The sequence below is a fragment of the Actinospineispora spinosispora DSM 44797 genome (assembly GCF_000429025.1).
Lineage (GTDB): Bacteria > Actinomycetota > Actinomycetes > Mycobacteriales > Pseudonocardiaceae > Pseudonocardia > Pseudonocardia spinosispora.
In genome coordinates this window covers 346,545-367,862 of sequence record NZ_AUBB01000006.1, presented here as the reverse complement: position 1 = coordinate 367,862, position 21,318 = coordinate 346,545, and the positions used below count along the sequence as shown (strand labels likewise).

At 69.7% G+C, this 21,318-nt stretch carries 20 protein-coding genes; 19 read left to right on the top strand and 1 reads right to left on the bottom strand.

Annotated features, from left to right (window positions below; all coding sequences use genetic code 11):
- Window positions 1-45: 45 nt before the first annotated feature.
- From ftsY to rimM, 13 genes are all read left to right on the top strand, one after another.
- Window positions 46-1,344, top strand: coding sequence for a signal recognition particle-docking protein FtsY (gene ftsY / locus G406_RS0101860; RefSeq protein ID WP_051341317.1), 1,299 nt, complete (start codon window positions 46-48; stop codon window positions 1,342-1,344).
- Window positions 1,345-2,198: 854 nt separating this feature from the next.
- On the top strand, window positions 2,199-3,557 hold the full coding sequence (locus G406_RS0101855) for an ammonium transporter (protein WP_028932469.1): 1,359 nt from the start codon (window positions 2,199-2,201) through the stop codon (window positions 3,555-3,557).
- Window positions 3,558-3,563: 6 nt separating this feature from the next.
- A complete protein-coding gene (locus G406_RS0101850) occupies window positions 3,564-3,902 on the top strand; it encodes a P-II family nitrogen regulator (protein WP_028932468.1) in 339 nt (112 codons plus the stop codon).
- Window positions 3,903-4,052: 150 nt separating this feature from the next.
- Window positions 4,053-5,402 (top strand): ammonium transporter, encoded by a 1,350-nt coding sequence (locus G406_RS0101845; protein ID WP_028932467.1) that lies wholly within the window; start codon window positions 4,053-4,055, stop codon window positions 5,400-5,402.
- On the top strand, window positions 5,399-5,737 hold the full coding sequence (locus G406_RS0101840) for a P-II family nitrogen regulator (RefSeq protein WP_028932466.1): 339 nt from the start codon (window positions 5,399-5,401) through the stop codon (window positions 5,735-5,737). The genes G406_RS0101845 and G406_RS0101840 overlap by 4 nt, the downstream gene beginning before the upstream one ends.
- Before the next feature lie 30 nt (window positions 5,738-5,767).
- On the top strand, window positions 5,768-8,119 hold the full coding sequence (locus G406_RS0101835) for a [protein-PII] uridylyltransferase (protein WP_028932465.1): 2,352 nt from the start codon (window positions 5,768-5,770) through the stop codon (window positions 8,117-8,119).
- 186 nt (window positions 8,120-8,305) lie between these two features.
- Window positions 8,306-8,839, top strand: coding sequence for a P-loop nucleotide/nucleoside kinase family protein (locus tag G406_RS0101830; RefSeq protein ID WP_245606976.1), 534 nt, complete (start codon window positions 8,306-8,308; stop codon window positions 8,837-8,839).
- A 272-nt stretch (window positions 8,840-9,111) separates the two neighbouring features.
- Window positions 9,112-10,653 carry a signal recognition particle protein gene (gene ffh, locus G406_RS0101825; protein ID WP_028932463.1) on the top strand — a complete coding sequence of 514 codons (1,542 nt, stop codon included), beginning with the start codon at window positions 9,112-9,114 and terminating at the stop codon, window positions 10,651-10,653.
- Window positions 10,650-11,732 (top strand): amidohydrolase family protein, encoded by a 1,083-nt coding sequence (locus tag G406_RS0101820; protein ID WP_028932462.1) that lies wholly within the window; start codon window positions 10,650-10,652, stop codon window positions 11,730-11,732. Before ffh ends, G406_RS0101820 begins: the two co-directional genes overlap by 4 nt.
- A gap of 238 nt (window positions 11,733-11,970) precedes the next feature.
- Window positions 11,971-12,780: a CPBP family intramembrane glutamic endopeptidase gene (locus tag G406_RS0101815; protein ID WP_028932461.1), complete on the top strand. Its 810-nt coding sequence runs from the start codon at window positions 11,971-11,973 to the stop codon at window positions 12,778-12,780.
- 176 nt (window positions 12,781-12,956) lie between these two features.
- Window positions 12,957-13,409 carry a 30S ribosomal protein S16 gene (gene rpsP / locus G406_RS0101810; RefSeq protein WP_028932460.1) on the top strand — a complete coding sequence of 151 codons (453 nt, stop codon included), beginning with the start codon at window positions 12,957-12,959 and terminating at the stop codon, window positions 13,407-13,409.
- Window positions 13,406-13,645: an RNA-binding protein gene (locus G406_RS0101805; protein ID WP_028932459.1), complete on the top strand. Its 240-nt coding sequence runs from the start codon at window positions 13,406-13,408 to the stop codon at window positions 13,643-13,645. Before rpsP ends, G406_RS0101805 begins: the two co-directional genes overlap by 4 nt.
- Before the next feature lie 16 nt (window positions 13,646-13,661).
- Window positions 13,662-14,162 (top strand): ribosome maturation factor RimM, encoded by a 501-nt coding sequence (rimM, locus tag G406_RS0101800; RefSeq protein ID WP_028932458.1) that lies wholly within the window; start codon window positions 13,662-13,664, stop codon window positions 14,160-14,162.
- A 45-nt stretch (window positions 14,163-14,207) separates the two neighbouring features.
- Here rimM and G406_RS0101795 read toward each other — a convergent pair whose 3' ends face one another.
- The gene (locus G406_RS0101795) at window positions 14,208-15,110 is read right to left on the bottom strand and encodes an EamA family transporter (protein ID WP_051341313.1); all 903 of its coding nucleotides are present in this window, start codon (window positions 15,108-15,110) and stop codon (window positions 14,208-14,210) included.
- A gap of 69 nt (window positions 15,111-15,179) precedes the next feature.
- Between G406_RS0101795 and G406_RS0101790 the strand changes: the two genes are divergently transcribed.
- The 6 genes from G406_RS0101790 to G406_RS0101765 all read left to right on the top strand — a co-directional run bounded on the left by G406_RS0101790 (window position 15,180) and on the right by G406_RS0101765 (window position 21,265).
- A complete protein-coding gene (locus G406_RS0101790) occupies window positions 15,180-16,040 on the top strand; it encodes a LysR family transcriptional regulator (RefSeq protein ID WP_028932456.1) in 861 nt (286 codons plus the stop codon).
- A gap of 59 nt (window positions 16,041-16,099) precedes the next feature.
- Complete coding sequence (gene trmD / locus G406_RS0101785) at window positions 16,100-16,861, top strand: tRNA (guanosine(37)-N1)-methyltransferase TrmD (protein WP_028932455.1); 762 nt, start codon at window positions 16,100-16,102, stop codon at window positions 16,859-16,861.
- Window positions 16,862-17,086: 225 nt separating this feature from the next.
- The gene (gene rplS, locus G406_RS0101780) at window positions 17,087-17,446 is read left to right on the top strand and encodes a 50S ribosomal protein L19 (protein ID WP_028932454.1); all 360 of its coding nucleotides are present in this window, start codon (window positions 17,087-17,089) and stop codon (window positions 17,444-17,446) included.
- 49 nt (window positions 17,447-17,495) lie between these two features.
- On the top strand, window positions 17,496-20,141 hold the full coding sequence (gene lepB, locus G406_RS58650) for a signal peptidase I (RefSeq protein ID WP_245606975.1): 2,646 nt from the start codon (window positions 17,496-17,498) through the stop codon (window positions 20,139-20,141).
- Window positions 20,142-20,144: 3 nt separating this feature from the next.
- The gene (locus G406_RS0101770; protein ID WP_028932453.1) at window positions 20,145-20,948 is read left to right on the top strand and encodes a ribonuclease HII; all 804 of its coding nucleotides are present in this window, start codon (window positions 20,145-20,147) and stop codon (window positions 20,946-20,948) included.
- Window positions 20,945-21,265, top strand: coding sequence for a DUF2469 domain-containing protein (locus tag G406_RS0101765; RefSeq protein WP_028932452.1), 321 nt, complete (start codon window positions 20,945-20,947; stop codon window positions 21,263-21,265). Before G406_RS0101770 ends, G406_RS0101765 begins: the two co-directional genes overlap by 4 nt.
- The last annotated feature ends 53 nt before the right edge of the window (window positions 21,266-21,318 follow it).

Sequence of the window (21,318 nt, the reverse complement as noted above, 5' to 3'; positions counted from 1 at the left end):
CCCCGCGGATGCCCGGCATGCCAGGATGGGCCCGTGATTGACTCGATGGCAGCCCCGATACTGCTCGCCCAAGGACAGCTGGGGCAGAGCGCCGTGTTGTGGATCGCCGTCGCGGTGGTGCTCGTCCTGCTGCTCGCGCTGGTGATCGGTCTCCTCGTCGCACGCAAGCGGCGGGTGAGCCTGAACAAGGACGAGACGGCCGAGCCGTCCGGCGAGGGCTACCGCAGCAGCGCCCAGTTCAGCTTCTCAGCGGGAACGGCGACCGCTGATCCGCCGACGGTCACGGAACCGGAGGTGCCGACCGAGCCCTCGGTACCCGAGACACCGGCGCCGATCGAGCCGGTGCCGCCGACCGAACCGACGGTTCCTGAGCCGGCCCCCCAACCGACCACACCCGAAGTGCCCGCGCCTGCCGAGGCGATCGAACCGACGGCGGGCCGCCTGGAACGTCTGCGCGGCAGGCTCTCCGGCTCCCGGTCGGCCCTCGGCCAAGGGCTCGTCGGGCTGCTCGGCGGCGGTGAGCTCGACGAGGACTCCTGGGAGCAGGTCGAGGACACCCTCCTACTCGCCGACCTCGGCGCCGAGACCACCGCCGAACTCGTCGCCGCCCTGCGCAGCGAGATCGCCACGAAGGGAGCCCGCACCCCCGACCAGGCCCGGCAGCTACTGCGCGAGGTACTGGTCGAGGCGCTGTCGCCCAAGCTCGACCGCGCGATCCGCGCCCTGCCGCACGACGGACGCCCCGCGATCGTGCTCGTGGCGGGCGTCAACGGCACGGGCAAGACGACTACCACCGGCAAACTCGCCAGAGTGCTCGTCGCCGACGGCCGCACCGTCGTGCTCGGCGCGGCCGACACGTTCCGCGCCGCGGCCGCCGAACAGCTCGTCACCTGGGGCGAACGGGCCGGCGCCAGGGTCGTGCGCGGCAAGGAGGGCGCCGACCCGGCCAGCGTCGCCTTCGAGGCGGTCAAACAGGCCGCCGACAGCGGCGCCGACGCGGTACTGCTGGACACCGCGGGCAGGCTCCACACCAAGACCGGCCTGATGGACGAGCTCGGCAAGATCAAACGAGTGGTCTCCCGCCAGGGTGACGTGGACGAGGTCCTGCTGGTCCTCGACGCGACCACCGGCCAGAACGGCGTCCACCAGGCACGGGTGTTCGGCGAGGTCATCGACGTGACCGGGATCGTCCTGACGAAGCTGGACGGCACGGCGAAGGGTGGGATCGTCTTTCGGGTCCAGCGGGAGCTGGGGGTTCCGGTGAAGCTTGTTGGGCTTGGGGAAGGGCCGGATGATCTGGCGCCGTTCGAGCCGGAAGCTTTTGTGGACGCCCTGCTGGCGTGAGCTAGCTGTGGCTGGGTCGGCTGTGGCTGTTGTGGCTGGGTTGGCTGTGGTTGGGTTTTGCAGGTCGGGCTGTGGGGCTCTAGCGGTGGGTGGAGGTGCAGGCTGGCTTTTTAGGCCTGTTCGCGCGCGATATTTTTCTGTGACCACCCCGGCTCGCGCGAGCGCTCGCTGGGGTACTCCCAGAAAAAAAGGCTCGAGGACTCGCCCGGGCGCGCGCTTGTGGGCACCGTGGGAGCCGCCCTGGCAGCTGGGCGATGTGGTTGCGGACATTCACTGCCCGGCCTTCGCCGGAACTCCTTCGGAGACTTGCGGAGCCGGCTTTCAAGACACGTGTACATGCGCAGGCGGTCCTGGTGCGGCTGCACAGCATTCCTGGTGGGGTGCAGGTGTTCGTCGTGGGGGGGGGCGGTTCATGTCTAGAGCCCCTCACCCCGCACCGGGAATGTGGTGACGCCGCGTTTCACAGGTGGGCCCCGCTAGGCGCCCGAAGGGGTTCCGCCGCAGGCGGGTAGTGCATGAGTGGCGGCTCCCAGGCCGGGGCACCAAGCGCGCGCGTCGCCGAAGGCGACATTTTTCCGAGTGGCCCTCTCTGCCCGAAGGGTAGAGAGGGCCGCGAGGAAAAACCCCAGGCAGCGAGCCGTTAGGCGAGCCGCCTGGATCGTTCCCGGTCGGCCCGGAGGGCCTTCCGGGAACGATGGCGCGCGGAACAGGCCGGGACTACAGCCCCAAGCCGAGAAACACACCCGTAACGCCCGAAGCCTGGTCGTTCACCGGGGCGCAACATAGCGCGACCCTCCACGAAACATCGTGAACAGATCCTTCTGTCCAACCTGGCTGACAGGAGGGCCGATTCGGTGATCAATGCAGGAAGTACCGCCTGGGTGCTGGCTAGCGCCGCATTAGTGATGCTCATGACCCCCGGTTTGGCGTTCTTCTACGGTGGCATGGTCCGTAGCAAGAGCGTGCTCAACATGCTGATGATGAACTTCATCTGTCTCGGCGTGGTGAGCGTTCTGTGGGTGCTCTACGGCTACTCCATGGCTTTCGGGAATGACGCCGGACTGGGACTGGTCGGCAAGTTCGACTTCGCGGGGCTGACCCACGGAGTCGCCGGAACGCTCGTCGGGCCCGATTCGGACAAGATTCCGATGTTGGCGTTCGTGATGTTTCAGCTGATGTTCGCGGTGATCACCCCGGCGCTGATTTCCGGTGCCATCGCGGACCGCACGAAGTTCCTCGGCTGGACCGTGTTCGTGGTTCTGTGGTCGACGATCGTGTACTTCCCGGTGGCGCACTGGGTGTTCGCGTTCGACGGGTTCGCGGCGGAGAAGGGCGGCTGGATCGCCAACATCCTCAAGGCGGAGGACTTCGCGGGCGGGACGGCCGTGCACATCAACGCCGGTGCCGCCGGTCTGGCGTTGGCGATCATCCTCGGCAAGCGCAAGGGCTGGCCGCGTGAGCCCATGCGTCCGCACAACCTGCCGTTCGTGATGCTCGGCGCGGGTCTGCTGTGGTTCGGCTGGTTCGGGTTCAACGCGGGCTCCGCGCTCGCCGCGAACGACCTCGCGGGTCTGGCGTTCACCAACACGATGGTCGCCACGGCGGCCGCGATGCTGGGCTGGCTGGTCGTCGAGCAGATTCGGGACGGCAAGCCCACGACCCTGGGTGCCGCATCGGGCGCCGTCGCGGGCCTGGTCGCCATCACCCCGGCCTGTGCCTACGTCAGCCCGATCGGGTCGATCATCCTCGGGCTCGTCGCCGGCGCGATCTGTGCGCTGGCCGTCGGCCTGAAGTACCGGTTCGGGTTCGACGACTCGCTCGACGTCGTCGGTGTCCACCTCGTCGGTGGTCTCGTCGGCACGCTGCTGGTCGGTCTGCTCGGCACGAGCGCTTACAACTCGGCCAGCGTGGACGGCGTCTTCTACGGCGGCGGCTTCGGTCAGCTGGGCAAGCAGGCGCTGGCCGCGTTCGCGGTGCTGATCTTCTCGTTCGTCGTGACGCTGATCCTGGGCGCGATCATCAAGGCGACCATCGGTTTCCGGGTGGACGCCGAGGCCGAGGTCACCGGTGTCGACGAGGCGGAGCACGCCGAGGGCAGCTACGACTTCTCGACGCTCGGTGGTCGGGTCGGCGGCGGACTCGGGCAGCACTCACTGGGTGGTCCCGGCAAGGTCGGCGCGTCCGCGACCGGCACCGCGACGAAGGAAGGCTGACCGAAGATGAAGCTGGTCACGGCAATCGTGAAGCCGTTCGTGCTGGAAGACGTGAAGGGTGCCCTCGAACAGCTCGGGGTGCTCGGCATGACGATCAGCGAGGTCCAGGGCTACGGCAGGCAGAAGGGTCACACCGAGGTCTACCGCGGCGCGGAGTACTCGGTCGACTTCGTGCCGAAGGTGCGGCTGGAGGTCGTCGCCGACGACACGCTCGCGGAGAAGGTCGTCGACGCGGTCGTCGAGTCGGCGCGCACCGGGAAGATCGGCGACGGCAAGGTCTGGGTCACCCCGGTCGACGCCATCGTCCGGGTCCGCACCGGAGAGCGCGGCTCGGACGCCGTCTGAGCCAGTCCTTGCAGGGACAACGAGGTGTTCGTCGCAGCGGACGAGGGTGGGTGATCGCGGTGCTCTGTCGGGTGACTGCGCTCACTCATCCAACCTCGTTGCAGTTCACAGATGTGATCATTCGGCCTTCGGGATGCGCGGGAGGCCACTGTGATCAATGCGGGAAGTACCGCCTGGGTTTTGGTGAGCGCTGCACTGGTGATGTTGATGACGCCAGGGCTGGCGCTGTTCTACGGCGGTCTGGTGCGCTCGAAGAGCGTGCTGAACATGATGATGATGAACCTGGTGTGCCTCGGCGTCGTCGGGGTGCTCTGGATGCTGTTCGGGTTCTCGCTGGTGTTCGGCGGCGACGTCGGTGCCGGCCTGCTGGGCGGTCTGGACCATGCCGGGTTGCGGGACGCGGCGGCGCTCGTCGGACCGGATTCCGACCGGATTCCGTTGCTGGCCTTCGCCATGTTCCAGCTGATGTTCGCGGTGATCACCGCGGCGCTGCTGGCCGGTGCGATCGCGGACCGGGCGAAGTTCTGGAGCTGGGTGCTGTTCGTGGTGCTCTGGTCCTGCTTCGTCTACTTCCCGCTCGCGCACTGGGTGTTCTCGTTCGACGGGTACGTCTCGGAGCACGGCGGCTGGATGGCCAACAACCTGAAGCTGCTGGACTTCGCCGGTGGCACCGTCGTGGAGATGAACTCGGGAGCGTCGGCGCTCGCGCTGGCGATCGTGCTGGGGCGGCGTCGCGGCTGGCCGAAGGAGTCGATGCGACCGCACAACATGCCGAACGTGCTGCTCGGCATGGGTCTGCTGTGGTTCGGCTGGTTCGGGTTCAACGCGGGCTCGGCGCTCGCGGTGAACGGGGTGGCGGCGAACGCGTTCAGCACGACCATGACGGCCTCCGCTGCCGGGGTGATCACCTGGCTGGTCTACGAGCAGTTCGCGGAGGGACGTCCGACGTCGCTGGGCGCGGCCTCCGGAGCGATCGCCGGCCTGGTCGGCATCACGCCGGCCTGCGGTTTCGTGGACACCTGGGGTGCACTGGTGATCGGCGGGCTCGCGGGTGTCGTGTGTGCACTGGCGATCAAGCTGAAGTACCGGCTTGGCTACGACGACTCGCTCGACGTGGTCGCGTTGCACGGCGTCGGTGGGGTGCTCGGCACGCTGATGATCGGGCTGTTCGCCACCACGGGCGTCAACCCCGCCGGTGCGGACGGCCTGTTCTACGGCGGTGGGATCGGTCAGCTGGGCCGTCAGGCCCTGGCCGTTCTGGTGACGGTGTGTTACGCCTTCGGGGTCACATTTCTGCTGGCCTGGTTGGTGCGCTCCACGGTCGGGTTCCGGGTCGACCGGGAGGTCGAGTTCGCCGGCATCGATGAGGCGGAGCACGCGGAGAGCGGCTACGACCTGTCCACCCTCGGCTCCACGGGGCGCGGGCAGGGCGGAGCCGGGATATCAGGGACAGTCTCGCGGGGGGCCGCGACAACGGGACAGGAGGGCTCAGCCACATGAAGCTGGTGACCGCGATCATCAAGCCGTTCGTACTCGAGGACGTCAAGGGCGCGCTGGAACAGCTCGGTGTACTCGGTATGACGGTCAGCGAGGTACAGGGCTACGGCAGGCAGAAGGGCCACACCGAGGTCTACCGGGGCGCGGAGTACACGGTCGACTTCGTCCCGAAGATCCGCGTCGAGGTGGCGGTCGACGACGCGATCGCCGAGAAGGTCGTCGACGCGGTCGTCCAGGCGGCGCGCACCGGGAAGATCGGTGACGGCAAGGTCTGGGTCATCACCCTGGACACGGTCGTACGGGTCCGTACCGGGGAACGCGGCAGTGACGCTCTCTGATCAGCTGACGGTGAGCTCACGGGCGGCGCGATGACGACCGAGGCGGGCGTCGCCGACGACCTGATCCGGGCCAGGGCGGTACTGCTCAACCCCGGCCCCGGTCAGCGTCGGCTCGCGCCGGAGGCCCTGCGCGGAGCACTGGTCGACCTGCACGACTTCTGGCTGGCTTCCAGGGCCGCCGCGATCGACCTGACCGAGGGTGCCGTGCTGATCGCGGTCGGCGCCCTCGGCAGGCGCGAGCTCGCGCCCTACTCGGACCTGGACCTGGTGCTCGTCCACGACCGGCGTCCCGACGCCGACCGTCTCGCGGACGCGCTGTGGTATCCGCTGTGGGACGCGGGCATCGGGTTGGACCACTCGGTGCGGACCCCCGGCCAGGCCGTCCAGGTGGCGACGACCGATCTGCGTGCCGCACTGGGCCTGCTCGAGGCGCGCTATCTCGCGGGCGAGCAGGCGCTGTTCGACAAGGTCAATGGGGCCGTGCGGCAGTCCTGGCGGGCCGGTATCCGGTCCCGGTTCGACGAGCTGGTCGAGCTGACCGAGGCGCGGTGGTCGAAGAACGGCGACGTCGCGCACCGGGTGGAGCCCGATCTGAAGAGCGGCAGGGGAGGGCTACGCGACATCCATCTGCTCGACGCACTCGCCGCCGCGCAGCTGATCGACCGGCCGGGTCCCGAGGTCGCCGAGGCGCGGCTCTTGCTGCTCGACGTGCGTACCGAGCTGCATCGTCTCGCCGGCAGGGCACGGGATGTCCTGCGCGCGCAGGACGCCGACGAGATCAGCGGTGTCCTGGGTCTGGGGGACCGCTTCGACCTGGCCAGGGCGCTGTCCGGCGCGGCGCGGACGGTCGCCTATTCCGTCGACGTCGGGGTGCGTGCGGCGCGGTCCAGGCTGCCTAGGCGGGGCCTGTCGGCGTTGCGGCGGGCCCCGGTACGTCGTCCGCTGGACGAGGGCGTCGTCGAACACGCCGGCGAGGTCGCGCTCGCCCGCGACGCGGCGGCGGGTAAGGACCCGGCGCTCGCGCTGCGGGTGGCCGCCGCGGCGGCGCGCACCGGGCTGCCGATGGCGGCGGGGACCCTGTCCAGGCTGGCCGACACCGCTCCCGAGCTTCGCGCGCCGTGGCCCAAGGCCGCGCTGGTCGAGCTGCTGTCCCTGCTGGGCTCCGGACGCCGCATGGTGGACGTCATCGAGGCGTTGGACAGGGGCGGGCTGTGGGGGCGGATCTTTCCGGAGTGGGGAGCGGTCCGTGACCTGCCGCCCAGGGACAGAGCGCACGTGTGGACGGTCGACCGGCACCTGGTGGAGACCTGCGCACAGGCCGCGCGGCTGACCACCCAGGTCTCCCGCCCCGACCTGCTGCTGATCGGGGCGTTGCTGCACGACATCGGCAAGGGCCGCGAACAGGACCACTCGGTCGTCGGTGAAGGCCTGGCCCGGCAGATCGGCGCGCGCCTGGGGCTGTCCGAGCGCGACGTGCGCACACTGGCCGCGATGGTGCGCCATCACTTGCTGCTGCCCGACACCGCCACCCGCCGGGACCTCGAGGACGAGGCGACCCTGTCCCGCGTGGTCGAGACGCTCGACCACGACCCGCAGTTGCTCGAACTGCTGCACGCCCTCGCGGAAGCCGACTCGTTGGCGACCGGGCCCGGAATCTGGAGTCCGTGGAAACGGACGCTGGTCGCCGACCTCGTCGAGCGGTGCCGTGCCCGGATGAACGGCGAGCCCCTCCCGGAGCCGGAACCGCTGGCCGAGTCGCTGCGTGAGCTGGCCGAGCAGGTCCGTGACACCGGCAAACCGCAGGTCATGCTGCGTTCTCCGGAGACGGACGAGGAACCGGCGATGGTGCTGGTCGCGCTTCCCGACAGGCCGGGCGCGCTGTCGCTCGCGGCGGGGGTGCTCGCGCTGCACTCACTGGAGGTGCACGTCGCGGAGGTCGGGACCCACGAGGGCGTCGCGGTGGCCACCTTCACCGTGTCGCCCCGGTTCGGCCGGCTGCCGGATCCGGCGATGCTGCGAGGCGACCTGGTCCGCGCACTGGAGGGCGGCCTGAACCTCGTCGAAGCGCTGGAACGCAAGGAACGTGACTATGCGAAACCGGTAGGAGCGGAGGACCGGGTCCGCCCTCGTGTGCTGTGGTTCGACGACGAGGCGACCGGCGCGGTGGTACTGGAACTTCGCGGGACCGACCGGATCGGCCTGCTGTTCCGGGTGGCGGCGGCGCTGGAACAGTGCAAGGTCGACGTCCGCTGGGCGAAGGTGGCGACCCTGGGCTCCTCAGTGGTCGACTCCTTCTGCCTGGACGAGGCGGCAGGCCCCATGGCACTGACGAAGACCCGCAGAAAAGCGGTGGAGCAGGCGGTCCTCACCGCCGCCGGCTAGCCGCCGCTGTGGCCCCATGATCACCACCGCCTCACGGCTGATCTCCGGCCGCGAAACAGCCCTCACACGGTGATGATCAAGAAAGGGTCCGCGACCCGCGAAACAGGCCGCTGTCCGGAACGATCGGGCCGCATCGTCCGTTGAACCTGTGTGACGGTAACGGCGGGCGGGGCGACCGTGCTCACTGTGCCCAGGCGATGCTTCGTGCTCGTCGCGGGCATTCCCGGTGCTGGCAAGAGCACCCTCCTGCGCCGCTTACGTGCCACCTCGGACGACGCCGTCGTGCTCGACTCGGACCCGATCCGGGAGCAGCTGCGCAAGAGGCTGCCGGAAGGCACCCCCTACCGGCGCTACCGCCCGCTGGTGCATCTCTGGCACCGTCTGCACATCGTCGCGGCGGTGCTCCTCGCGGTGGGCCCGGTGGTGGTGCATCTCCCGGCGACCGGAGCCATCACCCGAGGCGCGATGATGCTGCTGGCCCTGCTCGCGTTCCGGAGCCGCTACCTGGTGTGGGTGCACGCCGACACCGACCAGGCACGCCAGGGGCAGCACAGCAGGGGCCGGGTGCTCGGCGGGTCCTGTTTCGAACGGCACGCCCGGCGCGGTGAGGCGTTCGTCCAGCGGTTGCGGGTCGGGTATCGGCCGAAGGGCTGGCGCTCCACGGCCCTGCTCGACCGGGATCAGGCCCGACACGGCTTGGTGCTGGCAACCGACCAGTAACGCTCGACGACCTTCCACTCCAGGCCGTACCCGGCGGCGCCCGATCGTGGTATTCGCTCCCGGCTGATTCTGGCCGCGTTTATCGGGAAACCCGAGTACAACCCGGTACGCGGGATTCCCTCCGCCTTGCCGGAAACCAGCCGGATCACGAATCCCATCGACCGGGCGCCGCCGGGTACGGCCTAGACTTGACGGAAGGCCTGTCGTCAGAACGTGCTTGGCGGCCCACGGCCCTCCCGCACTCAGACCACGAGCTGGAGCGACGAGTCACTGTGTTCGACACCCTCTCCGATCGCCTTACCGGGGCGCTGCGCGACCTGCGTGGCAAGGGCCGGCTTTCCGAGTCCGACATCGATACCACCTGCCGCGAGATCCGTATCGCGCTGCTCGAGGCGGACGTCGCACTGCCGGTCGTGCGTACCTTCGTGGCTCGCATCAAGGAACGCGCGAAGGGCGCTGAGGTGTCGGCCGCGCTCAACCCGGCGCAGCAGGTCGTCAAGATCGTGAACGAGGAGCTCGTCACCATCCTGGGTGGCGAGACCCGTCGGCTGAGCCTGGCCAAGCAGCAGCCGAGTGTCATCATGCTCGCCGGTCTGCAGGGCTCCGGTAAGACCACCCTCGCCGGGAAGCTGGCCAAGTGGCTCGTCGGGCAGGGGCACACGCCGCTGCTCGTGGCGTGTGACCTTCAGCGTCCCAACGCGGTCAACCAGCTCCAGATCGTCGGCGAGCGCGCCGGTGCGACGACCTTCGCCCCCGAGCCGGGAAACGGCGTCGGTGACCCGGTCGACGTCGCCACCCGGGGTATCGCGCACGCCAAGGACAAGCACTACGACATCGTGGTGATCGACACCGCCGGCCGGCTCGGTGTCGACCAGGAGCTGATGGCGCAGGCCTCCGCGATCCGCGAGGCGACGAGTCCCGACGAGGTTCTGTTCGTCGTCGACGCCATGATCGGGCAGGACGCCGTGGCCACGGCCGAGGCGTTCCGCGACGGCGTCGGGTTCACCGGTGTGGTCCTGACCAAGCTCGACGGTGACGCGCGAGGCGGCGCGGCGCTGAGCGTCCGTGAGGTCACCGGCCAGCCGATCCTGTTCGCGTCCAACGGTGAGAAGCTCGAGGACTTCGACACCTTCCACCCGGACCGCATGGCCAGCCGGATCCTGGGCATGGGTGACGTGCTCACCCTCATCGAGCAGGCCGAACAGGTCTTCGACGCCAAGCAGGCCGAGCAGACCGCCAGCAAGATCACCTCGGGTGAGCTGAGCCTGGAGGACTTCCTGCAGCAGATGTTGGCGATCCGCAAGATGGGCCCGATCGGCAACCTGCTGGGAATGCTGCCGGGCGCCAACACCGGCCAGATGAAGGACGCACTGGCCCAGGTCGACGACCGCCAGCTCGACCGACTGCAGGCGATCATCCGCGGCATGACACCGGCCGAGCGCAGCGATCCGAAGATCATCAACGGGTCCCGTCGGCTGCGCATCGCCAACGGTTCCGGAGTGAGCGTGAGCGAGGTCAACGACCTGGTCAACCGCTTCTTCGAGGCCCGCAAGATGATGAAGCAGATGGCCGGGCAGTTCGGCTTCGGTGGGGGAGCGGGCCGCCGCTCGAAGACCCGCAAGGGCAAGAAGGGCGCGAAGGGCCGCGCCAAGGGGCCGTCGCGTCCCCGCGGCGGACTGCCCGCGCTGCCCGGAATGCCGGACCTCTCGAAGATGCCGCCGGGCCTCAACGAGATCCCGCCGGGTCTCGCCGGTCTGGACCAGCTGCCACCGGGCTTCGACCCGTCGAAGTTCAAGCTGCCCAAGTCGAAGTGAGCACCGCGTACCGCCTGCGCGGTGTCCTGCTGCCCGAGGAGCGGGATACCGAGCTGTGGATCGGCGCCGACGGCCGGGTGAGCGCCGAGCCGATTCCGGGTGCGAGCACGCTCGCCGACCAGGGCTGGATCGTGCCGGGCCTGGTCGACGCGCACTGCCACATCGGTTTCGGGCCACACGGCGTGACCACCCTCGATCAGGCCGCATCCGACGCCGAGACGAGCCGGGACGCCGGGACGCTGCTGATCCGGGACTGCGGTTCGCCGCTGGACACCCGGCCGCTGCAGGAACGCGACGACCTGCCGACGATCATCCGGGCGGGCAGGCACCTCGCCAGGCCCAAGCGCTACATCTCCGGCCTGTCGATCGACCTGGACGACCCGTCGGCACTGCCCGACGAGGTGGCCAGGCAGGCGGCCGACGGTGACGGCTGGGTCAAGCTGGTCGGCGACTGGATCGACAGGGGAGAGGGCGACCTCGCGCCGCTGTGGTCCGACGAGATCCTCGCCGAGGCGATCGATGTCGCGCACGCGGCGGGCGCCAGGGTCACCGCCCACGTCTTCGGCACGAACGCCCTGCCGGGCCTGATCCGCGCGGGCATCGACTGCATCGAGCACGGCACCGGCCTGACCGACGAACTCATCGGCGAGATGGCCGAGCGGGGCACCGCGCTCGTCCCGACCCTGATCAACGTGGAGAACTTCCCCGGCATCGCGGACTCGGCGGCCAAGTACCCGATCTACGCGGCACACATGCGTGAGCTGTACGCCGGAGCGCACGACGTCGTGCGGCGCGCGGCGGAGGCAGGGGTCCAGGTGTTCGCGGGCACCGACGCGGGCGGAGGGATCGCACACGGTCGGCTGGCGGACGAGGTGGTCGCGCTGCGCGCGGCCGGGCTGTCGCCTTCGGCGGCTCTCGGCGCCGCGAGCTGGGCCGCCAGGGACTGGCTGGGTCACCCGAGGCCGGTGCCGGGCGCACCGGCGGACCTCGTGGTCTACCGGGACGACCCGCGCGCGGACATGACGGTCCTGCGTGAGCCCGAGCTCGTGGTCCTGAACGGTCAGCCCTTCCGAGTCTGAGCACCGATCCGGTCCCACAGACTGAGCGACTTTGCACGTCTCCGTGCTGTGTCGCACATGTCCGGACGTGTGCGACACAGCACGTACATGTGCAAAGTCTGTATGAAGGTCCGCGAACTGAGAGCAGTGCGGCATTCACGCGACTCATCGATCACATTTGACTCGTCAGTAACGGGCGCCACGGCAGGCCGGTGGCGCGCCCGGTAGCGTCGGATGAGTACGACTGCCGGAGGTGGATGTGAGCACAGCTGGTCCGCCGGAGGCGGCCCGCGAGCCGAGGGAACCGTGGCCGGCCGCGGCAGGTGTCGCGGACATCGCCGGACCCTCGGCGCTGGGCACGGTGGACAAGGCATCCCCGCCCCACCGGTGGGGCTTCGGCGCCTACCTGCTTGCCGAGACGGTCTTCCTCGGCGCGTCGGTCCTGCTGGTGTGGCCCTACCTCGGCGGCGACAAGAACGCCATCCCGCCGCTGGTCCTGTTGCTGGGCCTGCTCGTGCCGACGCTGCTGGCCGCGGCGGTTGCGGTGATCGCCACGGTCGTGCGCGGGAACGGGCCGAGGCTCGACCTGCGGTTGCAGTTCGACCGGAAGGACATCGGGCAGGGTGTGCTGCTCGGCTGTTTCGGACTGCTGTTCACGATTCCGGCGGCCGCGTTGTGGGCCCGTGTGGTGGGTCCGGAGAAGGCCAACTCCGCGGTGGGGGAGATGTTCGCCGGGCACCGGTTCGGGGTCGCGATGGCGATCGCCGTGTTCCTCTCGGTCTGGCTGATCGCGCCGATCTGTGAGGAGATCGTCTACCGGGGTCTGCTCTGGGGCGCGATGGAGCGGCACGGCGCCGCGCGCTGGTGGGCGTTCGGTCTGACCACGCTGTGTTTCGCGCTGGCCCACTTCGAGTTCAGCCGCACCCCGCTGCTGCTGGTGATCGCGGTGCCGATCGGCCTGGCGCGGCTCTACACCGGCCGGCTCGGGGCGAGCATCATCGCGCACCAGCTGAACAACCTCCTCCCGGCGGTGTCGCTGCTGCTCGTGATGCTCGGTGTGGTCACCTAGTGTCCCTCGGTCCTTGCGCATCTGGCACAATAAGTGGCTGACCGCCGTGGCCGGACCCTCTCCCCGCGCCGTGGTTGACATCGAGCCGGAATCTCCCGAATCCCCACGCGGGTGAAATCGGCTCACCGTCACTGACCAGAACCAGTAATACGATCCGCGAGGAGCAGCAAGAACCCGTGGCAGTCAAGATCAAGCTGTTGAGGCTCGGCAAGGTCCGTGCCCCGTACTACCGCATCGTCGTGGCCGACGCGCGCACCCGCCGCAGTGGTCGCGCCATCGAGACGATCGGCAAGTACCACCCCAAGAGCGACCCCAGCTTCATCGAGGTCGACTCCGAGCGCGCCCAGTACTGGCTCGGCGTCGGCGCCCAGCCGACCGAGCCGGTCGAGAACATCCTCAAGATCACCGGCGACTGGCAGAAGTTCAAGGGCCTCCCCGGTACCGAGGGCACCCTGCGCCACGCCGAGCCGAAGGTCGACAAGCTGACCCGGTTCAACGCCGCGCTGGCCGAGGCCGGTGGCGAGGTCACCGGTGACGCCACCACGCCCAAGAAGAAGGGCGAGTCCAAGGCTGCCAAGAAGGACGCCGACGCAAAGGCCGGTGAGTCCGACACGCCGGCTGAAGCGTGAGCACGCTCGTCGATGCCCTCGAACATCTTGTTCGGGGCATCGTCGACCACCCGGACGAAGTTCAGGTGGAGCTGGTGACGACTCGCCGCGGCCGGACTCTCGAGGTGCGTGTGCACCCCGATGACCTGGGCAAGGTGATCGGCCGTGGCGGCCGGACAGCGACCGCTCTGCGCACCGTGATCAGCGGTGTCGGCGGGCGCGGCGTTCGCGTCGACGTGGTGGACACCGATCGCTGAGTCGGTGACGGATCGTGTGATGCTGGTGGTCGGCCGAATCGGCCGGCCACACGGCTTGCGTGGCGAGGTCAGTGTTGTCGTTCGCACCGACTCGCCCGACCAGCGGTTCGCCGTAGGTGCCGAGTTCGTGCTGGGGGCCGGCCGTCGTGTGACGGTGGCCGGTACCCGCTGGCACAAGGGCATGCTGCTGGTCCAGCTGGACGGGGTGGCCGACCGCAACGCGGCTGAGGAGCTACGCGGCGAGCAGCTCACCGTCGCCGCGGACCAGCTCCCCGATTTCGAGGACCCCGACGAGTTCCACGACCACCAGCTGGTCGGCCTGCGTGCCGAGCTGGCCGATGGCCAGGTCGTGGGCACTGTGCGCGACGTCGTCCACGGCCCGGCCGGTGAGCTCCTGATCCTCGCCCGCGACGATCAGGACGAGGCTCTGGTGCCGTTCGTACGCGACATCGTGCCGACCATCGACATCCCGGGCGGGCGGCTGATCCTCACCCCGCCCGAGGGTCTGCTCGACTGACGACCCCTCGTGAGTGTTGAGTGTGGCTATAGCCACACTCAACACTCACGAGGGGTTCTTCGTGCGCACTGCGCCGATGCTGGCGACGATCACCAGTGCGATGGCGAGCACCGCGATCGGCGTGAGCGGCTGTCCCAGGACCAGGAAGCCCGCCGTCGCCGCGATGGCCGGGGCCAGGCTCATCAGTACGCCGAACGTGCCTGCCCGAATCCTGCGCAGCGAGATCAGCTCGAGCGAGTAGGGGATGAGCGAGGACAGCATCGCCACCCCGAACCCCAGCGCGAGCGAGTGGGGATGGACCAGCACCGGTCCGGCGGAGAGGAAGCCCAGCGGGAGGGTGAGCACCGTGCCTGCCGACATCGCCAGCGCGAGACCGTCGAGCCCGGTGAACCGTCGTCCGGCTCGCTCGGAGAACAGGATGTACGCGGCCCACATCGAGGCGGCGCCCGCTGCGAACGCCACGCCGGCGAAGGTCAGCCCGGTGAAGCCGTCCCGGCCCAGCAGCGTCACCCCGCCCAGTGCGAGCGCCGCCCACAGCCAGCTCGCCGCTCGTCTGCTGGCGATGACCGACAGCGTGAGCGGTCCGAGGACCTCGATGGTCACCGCCGCGCCCAGCGGAATCCGTGCCACGGCGTTGTAGAACAGCAGGTTCATCCCGGCCAGAACGACGCCGAAGCCGAGGATGACGAGCCAGTCGGTGCCCCGATGGCCGCGCAGGCGTGGCCGGCACACCGCCATCAGCACGACCGAGGCGAAGGTCAGGCGCAGCGCGACGGCCCCGGCGACCCCGACGACCGGGAACAGCGACGCCGCGATCGCGGCACCGAACTGGGTGCAGAACGCGCCGCCCACGATCAGGGCGACCGGCCCGGCCTGTGAGGTCCTCGGCGGGTGGGTGCGGCCGGCGCCACTGGTCGGGACGGTCGTGGCCACGGGCAGGTCTGTCACCCCACCGACGGTACGAGTCCGTTGTTGATCGGTGAAATGCCGATTCAGCGGTTGTTATGCTTCGCGGGAATGAACGTGGAGCTGCGTCACCTGCGTGCCTTCCTGGCGATCGCCGAAGAGGGCGCCATCACGCGTGCCGCGGTGCGACTGCACGTCGGCCAGCCCGCATTGTCCCGGACGCTGCGCCAGCTGGAGGACCACCTCGGCGTACGGCTGGTGGACCGGTCCACCCATCACCTGGAACTGACCTCGGCCGGTCACCGCTTCCGCAACCGGGCCGAGGGTGCGCTGGCCGCTGTCGATGCCGCGTTGGACACGACCAGCTGGGGTGCCTGGCCGGTGCGGCTGGGACATGCCTGGTCGGCGATCGGCGATCACACGGCCGTTCTGCTGCGCCGCTGGCGGCTCGCGCACCCCACGGTGCCGTTGGAGCTGATCCAGATCGACACCCGCACCGCCGGTCTGGCGGAGGGACGGGTGGACCTCGCTCTCCTTCGTGGCCGGACAGCTCCACCGGGAGCCCGGACCGAGTGGCTGCTCGACGAGACGAGAGTGGCCGCGGTGCCCGGCGACAGCCCGCTCGCCGATCGGGAGTCGGTGACACTCGCCGACCTGTCCGGCCAGACGGTCGCGCTCAACCCGAACTCGGGCACCACGACGCTGCAGCTCTGGCCCACCGACATCCGGCCGAGCTCGACCGTGACGGTCGCCGACACGGCGGAATGGCTGGTGGCCATCGCGTCCGGGAGCGCCGTCGGGGTCAGCTCCTCGGCCACCGCGAGGGTGCATCCGTTCCCCGGCGTCAGCTATGTACCGCTCAGCGACGTTCCGGTGCTCTCGGTGGTCCTGGCTTGGACGGATCCGCCGACCCATCCCTCGGTCCCCGACCTGGTGGCTCTCGCCCACGAGGTGGTCGGACCGGCCGGCTGACAGCCGTTCGGTGGCACTGAAAATCTCGGTTCGCGGCAGGCTGGCAAGATCTCACCACGATGCGGATCGACGTGCTGACCATCTTCCCCGGCTACCTGGCCGCGCTGCGTGAGGCGCTGGTCGGCAAGGCCATCGACGCCGGACGTATCACGCTCGGCGTCCACGACCTGCGTGACTGGACGCACGACGTGCACAAGGCCGTCGACGACGCCCCTTACGGCGGTGGGCCGGGCATGGTGATGCGGCCCACGGTGTGGGGTGCGGCACTCGACGACGTGTGCGCGCACGACGAGGGCCGGCCCGCGCCCCGGCTGGTCGTTCCGACACCCGCCGGCCGCCCGTTCACCCAGGCGGTCGCGCGCGAGTACGCGACCGAGCCGTGGCTGGTGTTCGCCTGCGGCCGCTACGAGGGCATCGACCAGCGGGTCTTCGACGACGCGTCGCGCCGGATGGTCGTCGACGAGGTCTCGATCGGTGACTACGTGCTGGTCGGTGGCGAGGTCGCGGTGCTGGTCATGGTGGAGGCGGTGTCCCGGCTGCTGCCGGGCGTACTGGGCAACCCCGACTCGGCGGCCCAGGACTCGTTCTCCGACGGCCTCCTCGAAGGCCCCGCCTACACCCGCCCCGAACTGTGGCGGGAGCTGTCCGTGCCCCCGGTGCTGCGCAGCGGTGACCACGCGGCGATCGCGCGCTGGCGGCGCGACGAGTCACTGGCGAGGACGGTGCGTCGCCGACCGGAGCTGATCGACGCTCTACCTGCCGGTTCCCTCGACCGCAAGGACCACGAGACGCTCGGAAAACTGGCCGCCGAACCCGAGTGAACGGGCTTCCGGGCCGTCCGATTTCGAACCGCCGGGGAGCATCTGGCACACTGGACTGGTTGCCACGGCCTCATGCACGACGCGTGGGGGCGCCGGAGAGTTCCCGGCGTGATCGGAATCCGCCGGTTGTAGCGCGAACCTGCCGCTGCCGCACGGGTGGGCCAGACCGACCGGCGGGCAACGCGATCGTACGCACGCTCTACCACGCGAGGACGGATCTGCACGATGAACACCCTGGACGAGCTTGACGCGACGTCGCTGCGCACCGACATTCCCCAGTTCCGGCCGGGGGACACCGTCAAGGTGCACGTCCGCGTCATCGAAGGATCCCGCTCCCGGGTGCAGATTTTCCAGGGTGTGGTGATCCGGCGACAGGGCGCGGGCCTGCGTGAGACCTTCACCGTGCGCAAGGTGTCGTTCGGCGTCGGCGTGGAGCGCACCTTCCCGGTGCACTCGCCGAACATCGCCGAGCTCGAGGTCGCCACCCGAGGCGACGTGCGCCGCGCGAAGCTGTACTACCTGCGTGAGCTGCGCGGCAAGGCCGCGAAGATCAAGGAGAAGCGCGAGACCCCCTCAGCATCCTGAGGTACTTGCGCTCACGCGAATCTAAGGGTGGTGCCGTAGCCTCGTCTTCGTGGTTGTCCCCAACACCCCGGGCGAAGCCCGGCCGCCCGCTCGTCGAGTCGGCCGACACAACGCCCCGGGGCGGTCGGTCGGGTCGGGCGGCGATGAGGTGGAGGCAGACCACGGTGAGCAGAGCGTGTCCGACGACAGCGAGCTGAGGCCCGGACGGCGGTCCGCTCGCCGCCACCAGACAGCCGAGTTCGACGAGCCGTCGGGCTACGGTCCCCGTCACGGAACATCTCCGGAGAACGGGTATGCGCCGCGCCACGGCGCGGAGTCCTCGGACGCATCGGACTCGCGCCACGGTGTGCCCGCCCAGGGTGCTGGTTGGCAGAACGTCAGCAGGGCGGGTCAGGGGCCTGTCGAGTCCGGTGGGTACCTGCCTCGGCACGGCGCCCCGCCGGTCACCGACGGCACCCCTGCTCGGCACGGCCAGCCGAGGTCGAACGGCTCGGCCGGTCGCCACGGCGTGCCCGACTCGTCGAACGGCGACCAGTCGAACGGTTCCCGGTCCAACGGCTTCGGCGGTGCGCACGGTCCCGGTCGTAACGGCTATGACCGCGTGCCGCCGGAATTCGGGTCGTCGGATCGAGGCCCGAGCGGCGGTGCGGTCGCGAACGGCCAGGTGCCGGTCGGTCAGCCCTTGAACGGACGGGCGCCGGGCGGCCCGCCTCCGGGCATCCCCGGTGACAACGGGTTTCCGCACAACGGGTTGCCCCGGAACGGACACAACGGCCGGCAACCGAACGGCTTTCCGCTCAACGGGGCGGGCGACGCACCAGCCGGTCCGAGGCACGGCACACCGTCCGGGTTCGCGCCCTCTCGCGACACTCCACCCGCGCGGGACATACCGGCGACACCGGTCAACGACATCGTGTCCGGACGTACGAACGGCGGCGGACCGGCGCCGGTGAACGGCACGGGCCCCTCTCGCGTGGTGGGTTACCGTCCCAGCGTCTCCGGTCGCCATTCCCAACCATGGCCGTTGATCCCGGAGGATCCGCCGCCCGCGCGGCCCGGTCACCACCAGCCACCTCGTGCCGTACCCGAGGGCGCCTCCAGTACCACCACAGGGCTGCGTTCCGTCGCGCCCTCCGCTCCGGTCGCACCGAGGGTTCCGCCGCCCGCGGTGCCGCCGTTACCCAGGCAGAGCCAGCCGATCGGCTCTCCGGACCTGGCGCCGCCACCGGCTCGCCGGGGACCACAGGGTCCGCTGCAGTTCGACGGCCCACGCCCGGGCTCACAGGTCCCTCCTCCTTCGGTTCCGCAGCCGGGGATGGCGCCTCCGCCCGTGCGCCGTGCCCCCGGTCAGGCCCCGCCGCCTCAGCAGCCGCCGGTCGGCGCGCCCGCGCGGAGCCTTCCGGAGCAGTCCGTGCCGGTGCGCTCGATCCGAGGGCTCACCGAAGATCAGCGGGTCCGTAGCCAGCCGCCCCCACGCGCACCTCGGTCGACCCCGGGTGTCGAGGCAGCGACGTCCGCGATCGCGCCTCCGGCCAGCCCGCCCGACGGGCGTCCCGATGTGGCACGGGCATTGGCCGGACGGCCGAGGGTCGAGCCGACGCCGACCGCCGCGGTTCCGGTTGCGGACTTGTTCACCCCGTCGTCGCCGGTGGAGGTCCCGCCTCGCCGGGGTATCGCGCCGACCTTCCCGACCCGCCCCGAGACGCCTCGGCGCGCGGCGCCCGCCGAGACCGGTACCGAGAAGGAGCCCGTCGAGGAGACCACCACGACGGGGGCCGGCGCCGGGCGACGACGACGGTCCGCCGCGTCGAAGCCGGCCGACGGTCGCCCGGAGACGGCGTCAGCGGGTAGGAACAAGAAGCCGAAGCGGGGCCGTCGGCGGCGTCCGGCGTTCTGGCGTGAGCTGCCGATGCTCATCGTGGTCGCCCTGCTGCTCACCTTCCTCATCCAGACGTTCCTGGCCAGGGTGTACGAGATCCCGTCCGGCTCGATGGAGACGACGCTGCACGGGTGCACCGGCTGCAACAACGACCGGGTTCTTGTCGACAAGCTGAGCTACCGTTTCGGCAGCCCTTCCCCTGGTGATGTCGTGGTCTTCGCCGGGCCACCGACCTGGACCGAGGACGAGCTGCCGAGCTCGCACTCGGACAACCCGTTGATCAGAGGGCTGCAGAGCGCCGCGTCGTTGATCGGGCTGGCACCGCCGGACGAGAAGGACTTCATCAAGCGGGTGATCGCGGTCGGCGGACAGACCGTGGCGTGTTGCGACGCCCAGAACCGGGTCACCGTCGACGGAAAGCCGCTCAACGAGCCCTACATCTACTACCTGCCCGAGGCAGGCGCGCCGCGGCAGAAGAAGTTCGGCCCGGTGTTCGTGCCGCCCGGACAGCTGTGGGTCATGGGGGACAGCCGCAACAACTCCGACGACTCCGCCGCGCTCGACCATTTCGGGCCGATCTCCGCGTCCTACGTGATCGGCAAGGCGCGTTTCGTGGTTCTCCCGTTCCACCGGATCAAGGCCGTCCCGGACCCGGACCCGCAGAAGGTCACGCTGTCCATGCCCGCGCCCGGTACGCCGACCGGCACGCCGCTGGCGCTGGGCGTGCTGGGGACGGCACCGCTGGCCGCCGGTCGCCGGCTGTGGCGGCGCAGGCGCGAACGCGGTGGGCCGAAGCGTTCCGGAACGGCCGATTGAGCGATGGGTCGGTCCGTCAAGATCAGTTCGATCCAGTGGCCGAGGCCGCAGCGCGCGATCATCCGGAGCTCGACCGGTATGTGGGCATGGGAGTCGGCGCTGCACCGTCACGGGCTGGGTCCGGTGGCGGGTGTGGACGAGGCGGGGCGCGGCGCGTGCGCGGGCCCGCTGGTGATCGCCGCCTGTGTGCCGCGACCGGGTGACTCGGCACGCTTCGACGGCCTCACCGACTCCAAGCTGCTGACGGCGGCGGCGAGGGAGCGGTTCTACGACCTGATCGTGGGCCGCGCCGTCGACTGGGCCGTGGTGATCGTGCCTCCCTCGGAGATCGACCGGCGTGGGGTGCACATCGCCAACGTCGACGGGATGCGGCGGGCGGTGGCCCGGCTGCGCACACCACCCGGGTACGTGTTGACCGACGGGTTCCGGGTGCCGGGTCTCGCGCTGCCGAACCTCGCGGTACCGAAGGGCGACCAGGCCGCCGCGTGCATCGCGGCGGCCTCGGTGCTGGCCAAGGTGACCCGCGACCGGATCATGGTCGAGCTGGATCGGGAGTGGCCCGCCTACGGGTTCGCCGAGCACAAGGGGTACTGCACGCCCGTGCACGATCGAATGCTCGCCGCGCACGGCGCGAGCCCGGTGCATCGGTTCTCGTTCGTGAACGTCGCACGAGTGGGTACTGTTCGCGCGGCGCCCGAGGTGGACCAGAATGCCCGGGTGCAAGGTGGGAACCTCACCGGTGTCAGTGCCGTCCCCGGTGATGCTGATGTTGTCGTGTCAATGGTGGGTCAGGGGGTGGAGTCATGAGCGCCGAGGATCTTGAGAAGTACGAGACCGAGATGGAGCTCTCGCTCTACAAGGAGTACCGCGACATCGTCGGTCAGTTCTCCTACGTGGTGGAGACCGAGCGCAGGTTCTATCTGGCCAACTCGGTGGACGTGACGCCGCGCAACCCCGAAGGGGAGATCTACTTCGAGGTACGGATGTCGGACGCATGGGTGTGGGACATGTACCGACCGGCTCGATTCGTGAAGAACGTTCGGGTCATCACCTTCAAGGACGTACACGTCGAAGAGCTGGACAAGCCGGATCTTCGCCTACCGGAGGGCGAAGCGTTCGGCTGACGCGCTCCTGACCACGGAGTTGTCCACAACTGGCGAGTTATCCACAGGATCTT